The organism is Marinobacterium rhizophilum DSM 18822 (assembly GCF_000378045.1).
Classification (GTDB): Bacteria; Pseudomonadota; Gammaproteobacteria; order Pseudomonadales; family Balneatricaceae; genus Marinobacterium_A; species Marinobacterium_A rhizophilum.
On record NZ_KB899119.1, the window covers coordinates 43276 to 58283 of the forward strand.

17 protein-coding genes are annotated in these 15008 nt (G+C 60.0%); 8 read left to right on the forward strand and 9 right to left on the reverse strand.

Annotated elements, in window-relative coordinates; translation table 11 throughout:
* Positions 1-17: 17 nt before the first annotated feature.
* Genes F451_RS28140 through F451_RS0122885 form a run of 3 tightly spaced genes read right to left on the reverse strand, consistent with a single transcriptional unit; the run spans position 18 to position 2202 of the window.
* Positions 18-167: a hypothetical protein gene (locus tag F451_RS28140; protein ID WP_020683754.1), complete on the reverse strand. Its 150-nt coding sequence runs from the start codon at positions 165-167 to the stop codon at positions 18-20.
* Positions 164-328 (reverse strand): hypothetical protein, encoded by a 165-nt coding sequence (locus tag F451_RS27915; protein ID WP_020683755.1) that lies wholly within the window; start codon positions 326-328, stop codon positions 164-166. The genes F451_RS28140 and F451_RS27915 overlap by 4 nt, the downstream gene beginning before the upstream one ends.
* Positions 325-2202, reverse strand: coding sequence for a sensor histidine kinase (locus F451_RS0122885; RefSeq protein ID WP_020683756.1), 1878 nt, complete (start codon positions 2200-2202; stop codon positions 325-327). The genes F451_RS27915 and F451_RS0122885 overlap by 4 nt, the downstream gene beginning before the upstream one ends.
* A 293-nt stretch (positions 2203-2495) precedes the next feature.
* On the opposite strand from F451_RS0122885, the gene F451_RS0122895 reads away from it, so the two are divergent.
* The 4 genes from F451_RS0122895 (at position 2496) to F451_RS0122910 (ending at position 6199) form a co-directional block, all read left to right on the forward strand.
* Entirely contained in the window at positions 2496-3902 is a 1407-nt protein-coding gene (locus F451_RS0122895) for a cytochrome ubiquinol oxidase subunit I (protein WP_020683758.1), read from the forward strand.
* On the forward strand, positions 3902-4897 hold the full coding sequence (gene cydB, locus F451_RS0122900; protein ID WP_020683759.1) for a cytochrome d ubiquinol oxidase subunit II: 996 nt from the start codon (positions 3902-3904) through the stop codon (positions 4895-4897). Before F451_RS0122895 ends, cydB begins: the two co-directional genes overlap by 1 nt.
* 184 nt (positions 4898-5081) lie before the next feature.
* Positions 5082-5249 carry a hypothetical protein gene (locus F451_RS27920; protein ID WP_156826602.1) on the forward strand — a complete coding sequence of 56 codons (168 nt, stop codon included), beginning with the start codon at positions 5082-5084 and terminating at the stop codon, positions 5247-5249.
* Positions 5250-5509: 260 nt separating this feature from the next.
* Positions 5510-6199, forward strand: coding sequence for a GntR family transcriptional regulator (locus tag F451_RS0122910; protein ID WP_020683761.1), 690 nt, complete (start codon positions 5510-5512; stop codon positions 6197-6199).
* A 274-nt stretch (positions 6200-6473) separates the two neighbouring features.
* On the opposite strand, the gene F451_RS28655 is transcribed toward F451_RS0122910, so the two are convergent.
* From F451_RS28655 to F451_RS0122925, 4 genes are all read right to left on the reverse strand, one after another.
* The gene (locus F451_RS28655) at positions 6474-6728 is read right to left on the reverse strand and encodes a DUF2986 domain-containing protein (RefSeq protein WP_156826603.1); all 255 of its coding nucleotides are present in this window, start codon (positions 6726-6728) and stop codon (positions 6474-6476) included.
* Between the two features lie 156 nt (positions 6729-6884).
* Positions 6885-7019 (reverse strand): hypothetical protein, encoded by a 135-nt coding sequence (locus F451_RS28660; protein WP_020683762.1) that lies wholly within the window; start codon positions 7017-7019, stop codon positions 6885-6887.
* A 4-nt stretch (positions 7020-7023) separates the two neighbouring features.
* Positions 7024-7770, reverse strand: coding sequence for a hypothetical protein (locus F451_RS0122920; protein WP_020683763.1), 747 nt, complete (start codon positions 7768-7770; stop codon positions 7024-7026).
* 303 nt (positions 7771-8073) lie between these two features.
* The gene (locus F451_RS0122925; protein ID WP_020683764.1) at positions 8074-9018 is read right to left on the reverse strand and encodes a PDC sensor domain-containing protein; all 945 of its coding nucleotides are present in this window, start codon (positions 9016-9018) and stop codon (positions 8074-8076) included.
* A gap of 301 nt (positions 9019-9319) precedes the next feature.
* Between F451_RS0122925 and alaC the strand changes: the two genes are divergently transcribed.
* A complete protein-coding gene (gene alaC / locus F451_RS0122930) occupies positions 9320-10573 on the forward strand; it encodes an alanine transaminase (protein WP_020683765.1) in 1254 nt (417 codons plus the stop codon).
* Between the two features lie 182 nt (positions 10574-10755).
* Here alaC and F451_RS0122935 read toward each other — a convergent pair whose 3' ends face one another.
* Complete coding sequence (locus tag F451_RS0122935; RefSeq protein WP_020683766.1) at positions 10756-10980, reverse strand: hypothetical protein; 225 nt, start codon at positions 10978-10980, stop codon at positions 10756-10758.
* A gap of 451 nt (positions 10981-11431) precedes the next feature.
* Here F451_RS0122935 and F451_RS0122940 point away from each other — a divergent pair, with 451 nt between their 5' ends.
* Positions 11432-11959: a hypothetical protein gene (locus F451_RS0122940; RefSeq protein WP_020683767.1), complete on the forward strand. Its 528-nt coding sequence runs from the start codon at positions 11432-11434 to the stop codon at positions 11957-11959.
* 76 nt (positions 11960-12035) lie between these two features.
* Here the strand turns inward: F451_RS0122940 and F451_RS0122945 are convergent, their stop codons facing one another.
* Positions 12036-12224, reverse strand: a complete 189-nt coding sequence (locus tag F451_RS0122945; protein WP_020683768.1) for a DUF2986 domain-containing protein — start codon at positions 12222-12224, stop codon at positions 12036-12038.
* Positions 12225-12430: 206 nt separating this feature from the next.
* Here F451_RS0122945 and earP point away from each other — a divergent pair, with 206 nt between their 5' ends.
* On the forward strand, positions 12431-13576 hold the full coding sequence (gene earP / locus F451_RS0122950; protein ID WP_020683769.1) for an elongation factor P maturation arginine rhamnosyltransferase EarP: 1146 nt from the start codon (positions 12431-12433) through the stop codon (positions 13574-13576).
* A gap of 275 nt (positions 13577-13851) precedes the next feature.
* On the forward strand, positions 13852-14424 hold the full coding sequence (locus F451_RS0122955; protein ID WP_020683770.1) for an elongation factor P: 573 nt from the start codon (positions 13852-13854) through the stop codon (positions 14422-14424).
* The last annotated feature ends 584 nt before the right edge of the window (positions 14425-15008 follow it).

Below are 15008 nucleotides of genomic sequence, written 5' to 3' on the forward strand. Positions count from 1 at the left end.
AAATGACAGTAGGGTATTCATGCCTTGGCATCCTCTGGAAAACTCAGCTCAAACGTCACCGGCCAACCCAGGTCTTCACGCAGACTGACCGCTCCGCGCCAAGTACGGCCGTCCATGCTCCGGCACACTTGAGCCGGCGCGCTGCAACCAAACAGAATCTTCTTCATGCTTCAGGCGCCTTGGGAAAACTCAGCTCAAACGTCACCGGCCAACCCAGGTCTTCACGCAGACTGACCGCTGCGCGCCGAGTATGGCCGTCCATGCTCCGGCACCCTTGAGCCAACACGGTGTTACCCAGCGCGCGGCTACCGAACAGCATCGTCTTCATGCTTCAGATGCCCTGGGAAAACTCAGCTCAAACGTCACCGGCCAACCCAGATCTTCACGCAGACGGACCGCTCCCCCGTGCGCGTCCATGATGCGACGTACGATGGCCAACCCCAGGCCGCTGCCGCCGGCACGCCGACTGACAAAGGGATGAAACAGGGTCGCATGCAGCGACGCATCAATGGCTGGCCCGTTATTGTGAATGCGAATGCAGCGGCCATCGGCATCACTGTCGATGCGGATCAGGCTGCCCGGCTGGTTGCGCACGAAGCTCAGGGCATTTTCGACCAGGTTAGTGAACACCTGCTGCAAACGATGCTGATCGGCCAACAGCGTCAGCCCGGCCGGGATATCGCTTTCAAAACGGGTCTGCTGCCAGTCGAACAGCGGCACCAGGCTGTCCACCATGCTCGGCAGCAACACCGGCTGCAGACGCAGCTCCAGGCGGCCCGCATAGAGCAGCAGGTCCGAGATCTGGCGGTCGGCACGCTGCAACTGGGTCTGAATCAGGCTGCGCCGCTCACCCGGCAGATCCGCCGTGGCCATGGATATTACATTGAGCGGATTGCGCAGTTCATGGGCCATGATGGCCGACAGGCTGCCCAGTTCCACCAAATGCTCGCTGGCCAGGCGACTGCGTTCAGCCTCCGCCAATTGCAGGGAACGCTCCAGCAGCCCGCAACTGGTCGACAGCAGGGAGCCAAACACCTCACCGGTCAGGCGCAGACCAGGCTTGAGGTCCTCCCAGCCCTGCAGGCGAAAACGCCAGCCCCGCGCCTGATGCTGGCACAGAATACTCAGCCCGCCCTCGCTGGGCGGCGGTACCATGGCACCCTCTTGCTGCAGCTGGATATGAACGCTCTGGCGCATCTGGGCCGAGATCAGCTCGGTTGCGCGGGCCTGCAGTCCCTGCCAGCTGCCCTCGGACTTGAGCCGGCTCTGCCAGCGATCCAGCAGGGACTCATCGAGCCGCACACCCGGGTAAATCAGCAAGCCTGAGAGCGTTTTCAGCGGTCCGCGCAACAGCAGCGCAACGGCCACCGCCATGAGCGCACAGAGCCAAAGCTGCCAGAGCGGCACGGCGGCAAGCTCTACCAAGCCAAAGTGCCCGGCCAGAGCGCTCAGCAATGCCATGACCCCCAGCATGACCGCCATCAGCACCAGCCAGGGCAGCATACGCCGGGCGAAGTCGTTGGACTCCAGGATCTGGTAGCGCACCACGCCATAGACCAGCAGGACCACGTAGCTTGGCAGCAGCAGCATGGGATAGGGATACCAGTCGAACCCGAGTGACGGAAAGATAAAGCTCGTGGCCAGCAGCAACCCCCAGGCACTGGCGGCAAACATCGCAACAATGGAACGACGCAGGTTGCCGTGGTGCACGCTGAGCCCCCACACCAGCACCAGATGCGCCAGAATGCCGACAATCACCGTATAGGCAATGTTGAACCAGCCCAGTCCCTGAAAGACGAAAAAGTCGGTAAAGGGCCCCAGTGGCACGACAGTTCCGCCGGGGCCGTTCCAGCTCAGCAGAATAACCCCGAAACTGGCCGCGTAGATGGCGCCGATATGCAGGCTGAACCAGTGCAGCAGCCTGGGTACACCCGGCCCGCGTGGACGCACGAAGCGGGTGGCAAAGTGAAGGAAGAAAGTCGGCATCAGCGGATTGGACAGGATCAGCAGAATGCCGAGATCATGCCAACCTTGCTGGATGGCAACATGACCGCTGCACCAGAGTGCCATCATCAGCCCGAAGCCCGCCAGCGCCTGCAGACTGCGCCGCTTGCGTGCCCGCAGCAGCAACCAGCCAGACACCACAAGGGCACAGCCACTGGTGACCAGCATCATCAGTTCAAACGCAATTACCCAGCTCATCAGACGTCAACACCGTTTACAGATAGAGGACCGCAACTGTCCACAAGGTTTACACCTGCGGGCCATAATCCACTCTCAATTGACCGAAATCAAGGCATTTGCGGCTTGTTTAATGTTGGCACGGCTTCTGCATAACACCCCTCATCGCAAAACCACATTGCATCAAACTTATGGAGATAAACGCATGAGCCTGTCCGCCCTGATGACCGAATTCCTGATGTTGGCCACCATCCTTGGCATCGCCTGCGCACCCGCACTGATGCAGCACCTGCGCACGCGCACAGGACGCCGCCATGGAGCTTGATGCCGCCCTCCTGTCGCGGCTGCAGTTCGCGTTCACCGTCAGCTTTCACATCCTGTTCCCGTCCGTGACCATTGGTCTGGCGACGTTTATCGCCGTCTGGGAAGGGCTCTGGCTGAAAACCCGCAATCCGGTCTATCTGCAACTGGCCAAGTTCTGGATCAAACCCTTTGCCATTACTTTCGGCATGGGTGTGGTCTCGGGGATCGTGCTGTCCTATGAGTTCGGCACCAACTTCTCGGAATTCTCCCGCATCACCGGTGCGGTACTGGGCCCGCTGATGGCCTACGAAGTGCTCACCGCCTTCTTCCTTGAGGCCGGTTTTCTGGGCGTCATGCTGTTTGGCTGGCAACGGGTCAGCGAACGCATGCACTTCTTCTCCACCTGCGTGGTGGCGCTGGGCACCTGGATCTCGGCCTTCTGGATCATCGTCGCCAACTCCTGGATGCAGACACCGGCAGGCTATGAAATCGTCGATGGCGTGTTTCAGGTTGCCAGCTGGCCGGAAGTGATCTTCAACCCGTCCATGCCCTACCGCCTGGCGCACATGTTGCTGGCAGCACTGATTACCGGCACCTTTGTGGTGGCCGGTGTCTGCGCCTACTACCTGCTGCGGCGCAAATACCAGCCCATGGCCCGCAAGGGCTTTTCCATGGCGCTCTGGTTTGCCCTGGTGCTGACGCCGCTGCAGGCCTTTGTCGGCGATCTGCACGGCCTGAACGTGAAGGAACACCAGCCCATCAAGCTGGCGGCCATGGAGGGTATCTGGCCCGAGACCGAAACCGGCGCACCGCTGCTGCTGTTTGCACTGCCCAGCAAAGAGGACGAGACCAATCACTTTGAGATCGCCATACCCCACCTCGCCAGCCTGATACTGACCCACGAACTGGAAGGCGAACTGCAGGGGCTCAAGTCCGTGCCGCCGGAAGATCGACCTCCCGTCGCCGTGGTGTTCTTCAGTTTTCGTATCATGGTGGGCCTGGGTGTGCTGATGATTGCCGTGGCGCTGTACGGCCTCTGGCTGCGTCGCGGCGGCCGGCTTTACAGCTCGCCCCTGCTGCTGCGCGTCTGCACCCTGCTCACCCCCGCCGGCGTGGTGGCGACGGTCGCCGGCTGGTACGTGGTGGAAGTCGGCCGCCAGCCCTGGCTGGTCAACGGCCTGGTGCGCACGATGGACGTGGTATCTCCGCTGCCGGCGGAACGGGTGCTCTTTTCCCTGACGATGTTTGTCATCACCTACAGCCTGCTGCTGGCCGTGTATCTGTATTTCATGCGCAAGCTTATCCGCAAGGGGCCGCCCGACTTTGCCTCCCTGCCGGAACAGCTGATCGGTACCCATGCACCGGGCTATGCCCTGGCCTGGGTGAAACAGCTTGATGCTCACGAGAAGGTGCACTGATGGAACTGGGTTTTTTCTACTTTTTGCTGCTGGGCTTTGCCATCCTCATGTACGTGGTACTGGATGGCTTCGACCTGGGCCTGGGCATCCTCTACCCCTGGTTCGATGACGAGTCCCAGCGCGATCACATGATGCGCTCCATCTCCCACGTCTGGGACGGCAACGAAACCTGGCTGGTATTCGGCGGCGTGGTGCTGTTCGCCGCCTTCCCGGTCGCTTACGGCGCCATACTGTCGACGCTCTACGTGCCGATCATGATCATGCTGATCGCCCTGATCTTTCGCGGTGTGGCGTTTGAATACCGCTTCAAGTCGCATCGGTCCAAGCCCTGGTGGGACAAGGCCTTTGCCATCGGCTCCTCGGTGGCAGCCTTTTGCCAGGGGCTGATGCTGGGCTCCCTGGTGCAGGGCGTGGACGCCGATGCCATCGACGGCTCGAGCCTGAACTGGCTGTCGCCCTTCTCGGTGCTGACCGCCTTTTCGGTGATGGCCGGCTATGCGCTGCTGGCCAGTTGCTACCTGGCGATGAAAAGCCGCGGCGAGATCCGCGACAGGGCGGCTCGCCTTGGGCGCCGCCTGGTGGTCGCCGTGATGATCGCGATGGCTCTGGTCAGTCTCTGGACGCTGATCGAAGCACCGGAAATCCGCGCCCGCTGGTTCGACGGCTACCACCTGCTGCTGCTCAGCCCGCTGCCGCTGCTGAGCCTGGGCGCCGGCTGGCTGCTGTTCAAGGACCTGGGCGGCAAACAACACGAGCAACGGCCGTTCTTTCTCGCGGTTGCCCTGTTCGTGCTGGGATTCGCCGGTCTCGTGGTGGGCCTCTTCCCCTACCTGGTGCCGCGCCAGCTGACCTTCATGCAGGCCCTGGCCCCGGCTTCGAGCCTGGAATTCCTGCTGCCGGGCGTGCTGATCTTCGTGCCGCTGATCTGTGCCTACACCCTCTGGGGCTATCGCATCTTCAGCGGCAAGGTGGAAGATTTCGAGGAAGGCTACTAGCAGCCTGTCGGGCTTACCACTGATCTACTGCGGTAAGTCCAACAGGCTGCCAGGTCCAACGCTTTTCACCCTCGCTTGCCTCAGGCTAAGCACCCGCCAGCCCCCTACGCCTGGGCTGGCGGTCTTTTTAACAAACCGCTGACAAGCACTCGGGAAACACCGAAAAACCTCAGGATCCATCGCCATGAACACCCCAATCACCACCCCTATGAACACCCGCGATCAGCAACCGGCCACTGACCAGCGGCCACCGTCTGGCTGGCGCGGCTTTGCGCTCTGTTACGCCGCAGGCCTTGCACTGCTGGTCGTTACCACCGGCGCGCTCAAGCTTGCTTTCGCCGCACTGGGCTAATCATGCCCGGTGCTCCCCGCGCCCGATCGAGACTTACGCCCCCGCTCTGCCAGCCCTGCCCCATAGCGCTGTCGCGCAATCACCTCCTGCGCCAAGATCCCCAGATCTCGCTGCTTTCCGGCACCGAAGCCGTTATAATTATGTATTCCTGATACCGGCTGACTGCGCACGGCGTGCTGCCCGACGCGGCTGACCCAGGCAGATACAGGCCCACCGGCTCGCCACTAGCCCGGAACGGACCAAAACAAGAGACGGCTGACATGACGACGAGCAACCTGACCCGCAAGAAAACGTCGATGAAACGACGCTCACTGCACGAAGAGATTTCCGATCACCTGCGCTCGATGATTATCGAAGGCGAACTGCCCGAAGGCGAGCGTATCGACGAAAGCGCCCTCTGTGAACAGCTGGAAATATCCCGCACCCCGCTGCGCGAAGCACTCAAGGTTCTGCACTCCGAAGGCCTGGTGTCCATCGAACCCAACCGCGGCGCCCGCGTGGCAGTGCTGACCCCGGAAGAGTTTGCCGAACTGTTCGAACTGATCGGGGGGCTGGAGCGCATGGCCGCAGAATTGGCTGCCAGCCGCGCCACCGAGAGCGAGCTGAAAAAACTGGCGCAGATGCAGACTCGCCTGGAGTCACTTTACAGTGCGGGCGATCGCCACAACTACTTCGAGCTCAACCAGGACATTCATCGCATGATCATAGCGATGTCCCGCAACAGTACGCTCACCACTTTGCATGAACAGCTGCTGATGCGTGCCAGCCGCGGCCGCTACATGGCCATCGGTACCGAGGATCGCTGGGAAGAGTCGGTCGCGGAACACCAGGCGCTGCTCGACGCCCTGTCGGCCAGGGACAGCGAGAAAGCCGGCGAAATCATGCTTGAACATGTACGCCATACCGGCGACTGTGCAGTAAATGCGCTGAAATTGGGCAAGGCGGTTTAGGCGCGGCCAGCACAATCACAAGGCCTGTTCCGGCGGGCCTGGTGCAAGGCAAGCGATGGAAACGATGGGTGAGTAAAGGTTTAATTGGGTGATCGAGCGCGCGACGGGCTCGTCGCAGACAAAGACTCACAGGCGCAAGTCAGGCGAGAATTAAAGCAGGCTCCGGTCGCGATCATCATCGGGGACGACACCCCAGAATACAGCGCCCGAAGCCATAACAGGCTGCATACAGCGGCAGGGCGACATCTGAACTAGCATCAAGATGCCGACCCGGTTAAAACTTCAGCCTGGAACCCGTCACTAAAACAGTATTCCTGCGACTCAGCCTTCTGCCTCGCACAGCACTCTTGGGATTCTCCACAGCCGCGACGGCAACGGAAGCGGTATTGGCGGACTTGACGGCACTGCTCATGGCACGCTCAGCCTTGCAGACATAGCGCGGTTTACTGATGGGGCTCGTCCTTGTACCAGCCTTCCTGGCCCTGGTGTTCAGCGTCTGAATCGGGTCAATACTTTTTCGTCTGTTCATGATAAATCAGCAAAGTCAGAAGATTGGGACCCGCAAATGTAAGTCCTAAAGAGCAAAAATACAAGTAAACATCTGTATGATATTTAAGCTTTTCGCGACATTTATCACCCGCCATGTGACCAATCCCGAATCAAAGTAGGGACAAAACCGTGCCAGTCATCCAGCCTTGGCCAGCGCCCGGCCCTGCTGGCGATTGACGATCAGGGCATTAGGCTGGATTAAACGCCCGCCAGGGTCACCCGTGCTGGCCGGTACAGAGCGCCCGAGGCCATTCAGAAGCGCATTGTGCATCCTGCTACTCGATAGACCGCAGTTCCAGGTCGTCGTCTATCACCATCCCGACACCGGGACAGTACACCTTGACCGATGTGCCCTTCTTTTCGAGCGGCGTGGTTTCGGTTACTTCCCCGCACGCCGCGAAATCACCCGCCGGAACAACGATATCGATATCCGCGGCGGTATGCTCGGCGCGATCGAGTGCGATATCCGGCGCAATTTCCTGGAAGTAGCGCGAGCCGAGCAGGAAGGCGCCGCCCGGCATGATGATACCCGGCATCGCGCCATTCACACCGGCCAGCCAGGCACCGGGGCCCTCGGCACCGCCCTGGGGATCGCCGTTTTCATCCGGTACGAAAACCTCTTCCCCAAAATAGTAAACGTCGCCGGTGCCCGTACAAATGGCAAAGAAATTCAGCGAGCGCTCGGCGAACTCGTCGTCGGCCTCTTCGTATTCTTCGATCACACGGGTACGGATCATTCTGGGCTGGTCATCGATCATCAGGTCGATATCACGCGTTTCATCGAGCACGCTGATGACCAGGGTTTCCTCTTCGTCGCAATCGCCAGCAAAGACACAGGCGTCATTGTCATAGGACAGCACCCGCCCCGGCTGAAGACTAAAATACGCGTTTGCGCCATCGGCACTGAATGCGCAGTCAGCAAGCGGAAATGTTTCGGTGAAGTCGCGCTTGTCCCGGGCAAACAGCGTGCCGGGCAGCAGCGAAAGAATCAGCAGCGATACTAATACGGCGTGACGTTTCATGAGCCTGACTCCTCTCCTGGGCCGGCGGGTGCCGGCCCGGATTGAATACAAAGGCTGCCTGCATGAAACGCCCCCGAATCAGGAACGGCAAGATCCCTTTAATCCTCATTGTCGGCTGACAGGCAGCCACAACAGGTACCGGCGCAACAGCCGGCACCCTCTTCTCAAACAAATAGGCGCTTTGACCGGGTAACGCCAGCCGCCACTACACCGGCACGGTCCCGGGGCTAGACGGAGTCGATCTATGCTTAGTCCGTCTGTGTTTAGGTCAGGAAGGGCGAGAGCAGTCGGCCCCCGCCGGGCTCAGGCGCTGTCGCGTTTGCGTTCCTGGCTGAGCCGCAGGTAGATGCCCAGCCCGACCAGCATCGCCACGGCGGCCAGCAGCATCCAGACCGCACTGATCAGCTGGGTGCCGCCATCGCCACCGTCAAGCAGCGACTTGAACATCAGCAACAGCGACTCGATGGAAACCGCGATGATAATGGCCGCCATGAAGCGCGAAATGGTGCGCCGGGTCGTATCGTGGTGGTGAATATCCTTGCTCACCAGCACTTCCTCTTCGAGGATGGTTTTGCCCAGATCGAATATCGACATGCCCAGCGTAATCATGATCACGATGCCGAACGCGCCAGTGGCAATATTGCTGCCCGCCTCCAATACACCGAACATCGACTTGCCCGCAGAGTACAGCAGCAAGGCCGACACCAGTATCAGCATGCCGCCGATCAGGCCGTAGATTCCCTGGAACCAGGGGTGAAAACGGGTGCGCCGCCCGTCGCCGTTGAGGTAGGCGATCAGGCGCTGCAGGTTGAAGTTAAGCACCACATAACCAAGATCGTTGCCATCGTCATCGGCCAGGTGCAGCACCGCGGAAACCGACAGCTGATGGGTCGCGCTGGAGAGGTAGGGCTTGGTGACCACAGCCCTGTTCAGCTGTTCGCGCGCCAGCATCACGTAGGGGCGGTTGCTGCGATCGCTGCCCTTGCCCAGGGAGCGGCGATGGCGCTCGCTGACATTGGGGCTGTAGGCCGAATCAATGATCTGCACCCCCCTGGGGTCCAGGCTGTAGAGCAGCTCGACGAACGGATAGGCGCGATTCAGCTGGTTCACCGTCTGCTGCTGGGCAGCGCCGTCATGCAGCAGCGCCTGGGTGTTCAGGCTGGTCATCATCGATTCCATCAGACTGTGAATGGTCTGTTCGTGCTGTCGGTATTGCTGCAACAAATGGATATGGTTGGAGGTGCTCACGGTCGCTGGAATCTCGCTCGGGATCGAAAGTCTCCACGCTAACCAATCGACATAAAATCTTCTACTTTAGTCGAATAAAAATGCAGTTTTCAGCAAATAAAGGCGAGGTTTTCGTCAGGCCCCCATGCCAGCCCGGCGCCTTCCCCGCAGGGCGGCTCAGCGGTTTAGGGTTCAGGCAGCGTTATGTTCATCCAGGGGCTATGCAACCCGGGTCTTGCCGGTATAGGCTAGCGTCACGATCACCTCAAGGTGATCTGCGTCGCTCGGACGGTTCCGGGCGCTTACGTAGACAGAGGCTCCAATGACTCAGGATTCATCCGTACCGCCGGTACACCGCTTTAACCGCATCGATCGCCTGCCCCCCTATGTGTTCAATATCACCGCCGAACTCAAGATGGCGGCACGTCGTCGGGGCGAAGACATCATCGATTTCAGCATGGGCAACCCCGATGGCCCGACACCGCCGCATATCGTAGAAAAGCTCTGTACGGTGGCGCAGCGCGAAAACACCCACGGCTATTCCACCTCCAAAGGTATCCCGCGGCTGCGCCGGGCGATATCGCGCTGGTATGCCGACCGTTACCAGGTGGAGATCGACCCAGAAGAAGAGGCGATCGTCACCATCGGTTCGAAAGAAGGCCTGGCACACCTGATGCTGGCGACGGTGGATAACGGCGATACGGTACTGGTACCCAACCCGAGCTATCCGATCCATATCTACGGTGCGGTCATCGCCGGTGCCCAGGTGCGGTCGGTACCGCTGATTCCCGGGGTCGACTTCTTCCTCGAACTGGAACGGGCCATTCGGGAAAGCATACCCAAGCCGAAAATGATCATCCTGGGCTTTCCGTCCAACCCGACGGCCCAGTGTGTCGAGCTGGACTTTTTCGAACGGGTGGTGGCGCTGGCCCGGCAGTACGGCGTTCTGGTGGTGCATGACCTGGCCTATGCCGATATCGTCTACGATGGCTGGAAGGCCCCCTCGATCATGCAGGTACCGGGCGCCAAGGAGATCGCGGTGGAGTTCTTCACGCTGTCCAAAAGCTACAACATGGCCGGCTGGCGGATCGGTTTCATGGTCGGCAACCGGGAGCTGGTCAATGCGCTGGCGCGCATCAAGAGCTACCACGACTACGGCACCTTCACCCCGCTGCAGGTGGCCGCCATCGAAGCACTGGAAGGCGATCAGCAGTGCGTGCTGGATATCGCCGAGCAGTACCGGCTGCGCCGCAACGCCCTGGCGAAGGGGCTGCATGAAGCGGGCTGGATGGTGGATATCCCGAAAGCGTCGATGTACATCTGGGCCAAGATACCCGACGCCTACCGCCAAATGGGCTCGCTCGAGTTTGCCAAGAAACTGCTGGCCGATGCCAAGGTATGCGTCTCCCCCGGCATTGGTTTTGGTGACTATGGCGACGACTACGTGCGCTTTGCCCTGATCGAGAACCAGAACCGCATTCGCCAGGCGGTGCGCGGCATCAAGTCCATGTTCCGCGCAGACGGGCTGATCCAGCCGCCGGACACCGGCAAAACGGCCACCGCGGCCCAGCCCTGAGGGCTCCCTTCGCTGCCCGGCGTCTGACAGCAGGCGCCGTGTCGCGGACGCCATGTCACGGACTTCCCGCCTGCTAACCCGACAGCCCCCTGCTTACCCCGCGTTTCTGTCAGACCCCGTAATCACGCTGTGGGCCGCCCGTCGGGCCTGGCTCTGTGACCGTCAATGGAAAACCAACCTCGCTAGCCCCGGCCGGTATGCTGCAGCGGCTGGAAGCTGGCGGCTGATGCAGCGGCCCACCACTCGGCGTAGGGGGCCCCGCTCAGGTCGCCCTCGACAATGTACTGGCGCAGATAGGGACGCGCCGTTTCGAACATCCAGCGCAAATGGGACACCAGCGGATAATTGCGCAACAGCGCATGGTGCGGCTGCGAGACATCCCGGATGCCGAGCAACGACAGCGGCATCAGGATCAGCAGCCAGAACGCCCATCACCAGCGTAAATGCCAGCACCAGGGCAAAGGCGCCATATCGAATGCACAGATCCAGGATCGATTTCATTGCAGCACCCACCGGTGCAGGAGTTTGAGTTCGGCTCGCCATCTGACTACAGCATAGAGCCTGACAAAGACTCGCCGGCACACCGCATGCGGACAAAAAAGCCCGGTGCACGGCAGCCAACGGTGGAACGGGGCTCGCTCGCTCGCCTGCCCCTTGGTTTGTACCCGCAGCGGCCAGCTGGGCGCCGGCAAGACGAGGCGATGCGCGCATTTGCACCTGCTGGGGTGGCACAGCAGCTCAGCCCCAGGGGCAACAGCGTTGTGGCAACGAGCGGATCTGGCGGTCACCTATACTCTTAACGGGGGTTTCCACTCCCCCCGGTTACCCAACCAACAAACCAACCAACAGGTGACGACTATGTACAGCAAGTTCATAAGTGCCTGTGCCTGCGTGAGCGTACTGGGGTGTAGTCTTGTTTTAGCCGACGACCAGGCAATGATTGCCAGTGCGGAAACGGCAGGGCCGCCAGCGGTTACCGCAAACGCCACCATTCGAGCACCCGATGGCAGGGTATTGCGTGAAGGCTCCAACAGCTACACCTGCTATCCACAACAGGAGACGATTGGCCCGATGTGCAACGAGCCCGTATGGGACGCGCTGATCAGCGCCATGATGAATAAACAGGATTTCAAGCCAGACAGCCTCAGCGTGTCCTACATGCTGGCCGGTGAAGGCAGCGCCATTGGCGTAAGCAACAGCGACCCCTATGCAACCGACTCGCAAAACAGTGATGACTGGGTAAAAGAAGGGCCACACCTGATGATCGTGGTGCCCGATAGCGCCATGCTCGAAGGCATGTCGACCAACCCCGCCGATCCTGTCTATGTGATGTGGAAGGGTACGCCCTACGCACACATCATGGTCAAGATCGCCGCCGAGCATTAACCCAAACAGCAAGGTCAGGCCTTAAGCCACGCACTCCTGGGCCTGGCCGCCCTCGACGACAGGGCTCCAGCTTCTGTTACTCTGCCGCGGCGCCCACAACAGCCGCTGAATCGCTACCTGCAACGCAGAGCGTCTCTTCGCTCGCCTGCGTCTTGGCACGCTCGGCCTTGGAGACATAACGCGGCTTGCTGCCGGGGTTCTGCTTGGCGTTGGCCTTCTTGGCCTTATTGCTGAGGATCTGATTGATTTTTTTACGTCGGTTCATGCGCCACCGGGCTTGTCGAATAGAAAGGAGGCGCAATGTAAGGCCTGTACACAAAATATACAAGCAAAGCCGCTACCCGCCGGCCCAACGACGCCACCGATCGCCAAAAGCGCATTTATCACGCTCACCGGCTGCCAGGCGTAATCGCCCCGCGCATCGGGCATAATGACGCGCATTACTCGGCAGCCGATCAACAGGGCCCTTGCATGCGCGCCAGCTGGGATATTTTCTGCAGCGTTATCGATAATTTCGGTGATATCGGGGTGACCTGGCGCCTGGCCCGCCAGCTGGTCGCCGAGCACGATCAGGCCGTTCGCCTCTGGGTTGATGACCTCGAAACCTTTTGCCGCCTGTGCCCCCAGGCCAATCCCCTGGAGGCCCGGCAGGTTCATGCAGGCGTCACGGTACAGCGCTGGCTGCAGCACGCTTCACACCCGCACCAGCCGGTTGACGCCGCCGATGTCGTGATTGAAGCCTTTGCCTGTCAGTTGCCCGAGGACTACATCGATGCCATGGCACGGCGGGCACGCCCCTCCCTGTGGCTGAACCTGGAATACCTCAGCGCCGAAGACTGGGTCGATGGCTGCCATGGCCTGCCCTCACTCCAGCCCCGCGGGCTGCAAAAATACTTCTTCTTTCCGGGCTTCACGCCGCAAACCGGCGGGCTCCTGCGCGAGGCCAACCTGATTGAGGAACGGCGTCGTTTTCAACAGGACCCCGCCGCACGACAGCTTTTTTTAAACAGGCTGGGCATCAGGCCACACAAAAACAGCCGGCTTGTTTCACTCTTCGCGTATGAAAACAAAAGCCTTTCCAGCTGGCTAAATACTTTGGCCGCCGATAATAAGGCCACGCATTTACTGGTGCCCCCGGGGCGGATTATTGCCAATCTGCAAGAATGGCTTGGCGTAAAACAATTATCTGAAGGTGACCAGTACCAGCGCGGTGCATTAAACGTGCAGCTACTGCCTTTTTTAAGCCAGCAGGACTACGACCGTCTTTTATGGAGCTGTGATTTTAACGTCGTACGGGGTGAAGATTCGTTTGTGCGGGCCCAGTGGGCCGGCAAACCCTTCCTGTGGCATATCTATCCACAGCAGAATAACGCCCACATCGAAAAGCTCGATGCGTTTCTGCGGCTTTACTGCCAGGGCTTGAGCCCAGCCACAAGTACGGCGCTGCAGGCACACTGGCACGCCTGGAACAGTGGCCAGAATATGGCGCAAAGCGAACAGGCATTAGAAAAAACCTGGCCGGAACTTGAGGCACATAGCGAAGCCTGGTGCACAAAACTCAGTGCCCAGATAAATATTTCCACGGCCCTAGTGCAGTTTTTTAGAAAATGGATATGATGCGAGTCTGGCAGACTCGCCGGGCTTAACACCGATCTACTGCAGAAAAACCGAACTGGATTGTTTGACGCACTCTTTGTTGTTAAATAGACCCGCTATTTGCCTAAAAAGAGCTCAAAAGCCACCGCATTCAATCGCCGTGCGCGACTGAACGTGCGCCCCACAAAGGGGTGAAGCACATGAGCGTGCTGAATTAATCGGTTTTTCCCCGCCAGGATCGGCCAGGCCCGACAGGCAGCTCAAATTGTCTCTACTCCCTTGTCCTGGACATTCCCATGAAAACCGCACAAGAAATGAAACCCAACAGTGTGGCTCTGATCGACAGCCAGCCCTGGCTGATACAAAAGGCCGAATTCACCAAATCGGGCCGTAACAGCGCCATCGTCAAGATGAAGCTGAAGAACCTGCTGACCGGCTCGTCCACCGAGACCGTCTACAAGGCTGACGACAAGATGGAACAGGTCATCCTCGATCGCATCGACGTGACCTACTCCTACGCCAGCGATTCGGTTTACGTATTCATGGATGAAGAGTACAACCAGTACGAACTCAACGCCGACGACCTGGAAAGCGTGCTGCCCTTTATCGTCGACGGCATGACCGACGTCTGCGCCGCCGTGTTCTTTGAAGGCAAGGTCATTTCCGTAGACCTGCCGACCAGCATCGTGCGCCAGCTCACCTACACCGAAGGCTCCGCCCGCGGCGACACCTCCGGCAAGGTCATGAAGGTTGCCCGCCTCGCCAACGGCACCGAAATCAAGGTCGCCGACTTCTGCGACACCGACGACTGGATCGAAATCGACACCCGTAGCGGCGAGTACAAGGCCCGCGCCAAAGCGCCGGCCTGATACAACCAGTACGCTCCTGTTATATACACAAGCCCGGCCATGATGCTGGGCTTTTTTATACATCGCGATTGGCGGAATGGGCAGGATGCGGTAGCACCGCCAAAGTGACGTGCGTCACCGTCTGGCACCGGAGTTCATGGCGGTGAAACCCAACACAAAATACCGGGCTACAGACGCCTGTACCTCGGCAACCAAATCCCGTTGCCACCCAAGATGGGTTACACCGCCTCAGGCCAGGTAGCTATTCGGCGATACCCGCGGATGGCGGCTCCACCCATACCATTGAGCCTATTCGCCCGCGGAGCGGGCTCCCAGTGCGCTCGTGAAGGCGTGCACACAGCACGGTGAAAGTCCGTGTCGGGGTAAGCCATAACCCCGTAGCTGAAGGTAACTGCGTCGCTAGGAGGCGGGGTGGGGAGCAACCGGAAGCGAACTGGCGGTCCGTAGGATGACGAACTCGATTCGGCGGTACGTGGCGGCGAGCTCCCTGGGAGACGGCGAAGCCTGAAACACACCGGATACGCTGTGATGGCGTTTAAAGCGATATCCGGGCCACCTCCGTGGTTGGAGACGGAACGTCAGGA

Bases quoted from the DNA above. Each gene is read 5' to 3' on its own strand.
- F451_RS0122955 (WP_020683770.1), top strand. From the start codon at position 13,852: ATGAAAACCGCACAAGAAATGAAACCCAACAGTGTGGCTCTGATCGAC.
- F451_RS0122940 (WP_020683767.1), top strand. From the start codon at position 11,432: ATGTACAGCAAGTTCATAAGTGCCTGTGCCTGCGTGAGCGTACTGGGG.
- F451_RS28660 (WP_020683762.1), bottom strand. From the start codon at position 7,019: ATGCACAATGCGCTTCTGAATGGCCTCGGGCGCTCTGTACCGGCCAGC.
- F451_RS0122945 (WP_020683768.1), bottom strand. From the start codon at position 12,224: ATGAACCGACGTAAAAAAATCAATCAGATCCTCAGCAATAAGGCCAAG.
- F451_RS0122895 (WP_020683758.1), top strand. From the start codon at position 2,496: ATGGAGCTTGATGCCGCCCTCCTGTCGCGGCTGCAGTTCGCGTTCACC.
- F451_RS0122920 (WP_020683763.1), bottom strand. From the start codon at position 7,770: ATGAAACGTCACGCCGTATTAGTATCGCTGCTGATTCTTTCGCTGCTG.
- F451_RS0122885 (WP_020683756.1), bottom strand. From the start codon at position 2,202: ATGAGCTGGGTAATTGCGTTTGAACTGATGATGCTGGTCACCAGTGGC.
- F451_RS27915 (WP_020683755.1), bottom strand. From the start codon at position 328: ATGAAGACGATGCTGTTCGGTAGCCGCGCGCTGGGTAACACCGTGTTG.
- earP (WP_020683769.1), top strand. From the start codon at position 12,431: ATGCGCGCCAGCTGGGATATTTTCTGCAGCGTTATCGATAATTTCGGT.
- alaC (WP_020683765.1), top strand. From the start codon at position 9,320: ATGACTCAGGATTCATCCGTACCGCCGGTACACCGCTTTAACCGCATC.
- F451_RS28140 (WP_020683754.1), bottom strand. From the start codon at position 167: ATGAAGAAGATTCTGTTTGGTTGCAGCGCGCCGGCTCAAGTGTGCCGG.
- F451_RS0122910 (WP_020683761.1), top strand. From the start codon at position 5,510: ATGACGACGAGCAACCTGACCCGCAAGAAAACGTCGATGAAACGACGC.
- cydB (WP_020683759.1), top strand. From the start codon at position 3,902: ATGGAACTGGGTTTTTTCTACTTTTTGCTGCTGGGCTTTGCCATCCTC.
- F451_RS0122935 (WP_020683766.1), bottom strand. From the start codon at position 10,980: ATGCCGCTGTCGTTGCTCGGCATCCGGGATGTCTCGCAGCCGCACCAT.
- F451_RS27920 (WP_156826602.1), top strand. From the start codon at position 5,082: ATGAACACCCCAATCACCACCCCTATGAACACCCGCGATCAGCAACCG.
- F451_RS28655 (WP_156826603.1), bottom strand. From the start codon at position 6,728: ATGAACAGACGAAAAAGTATTGACCCGATTCAGACGCTGAACACCAGG.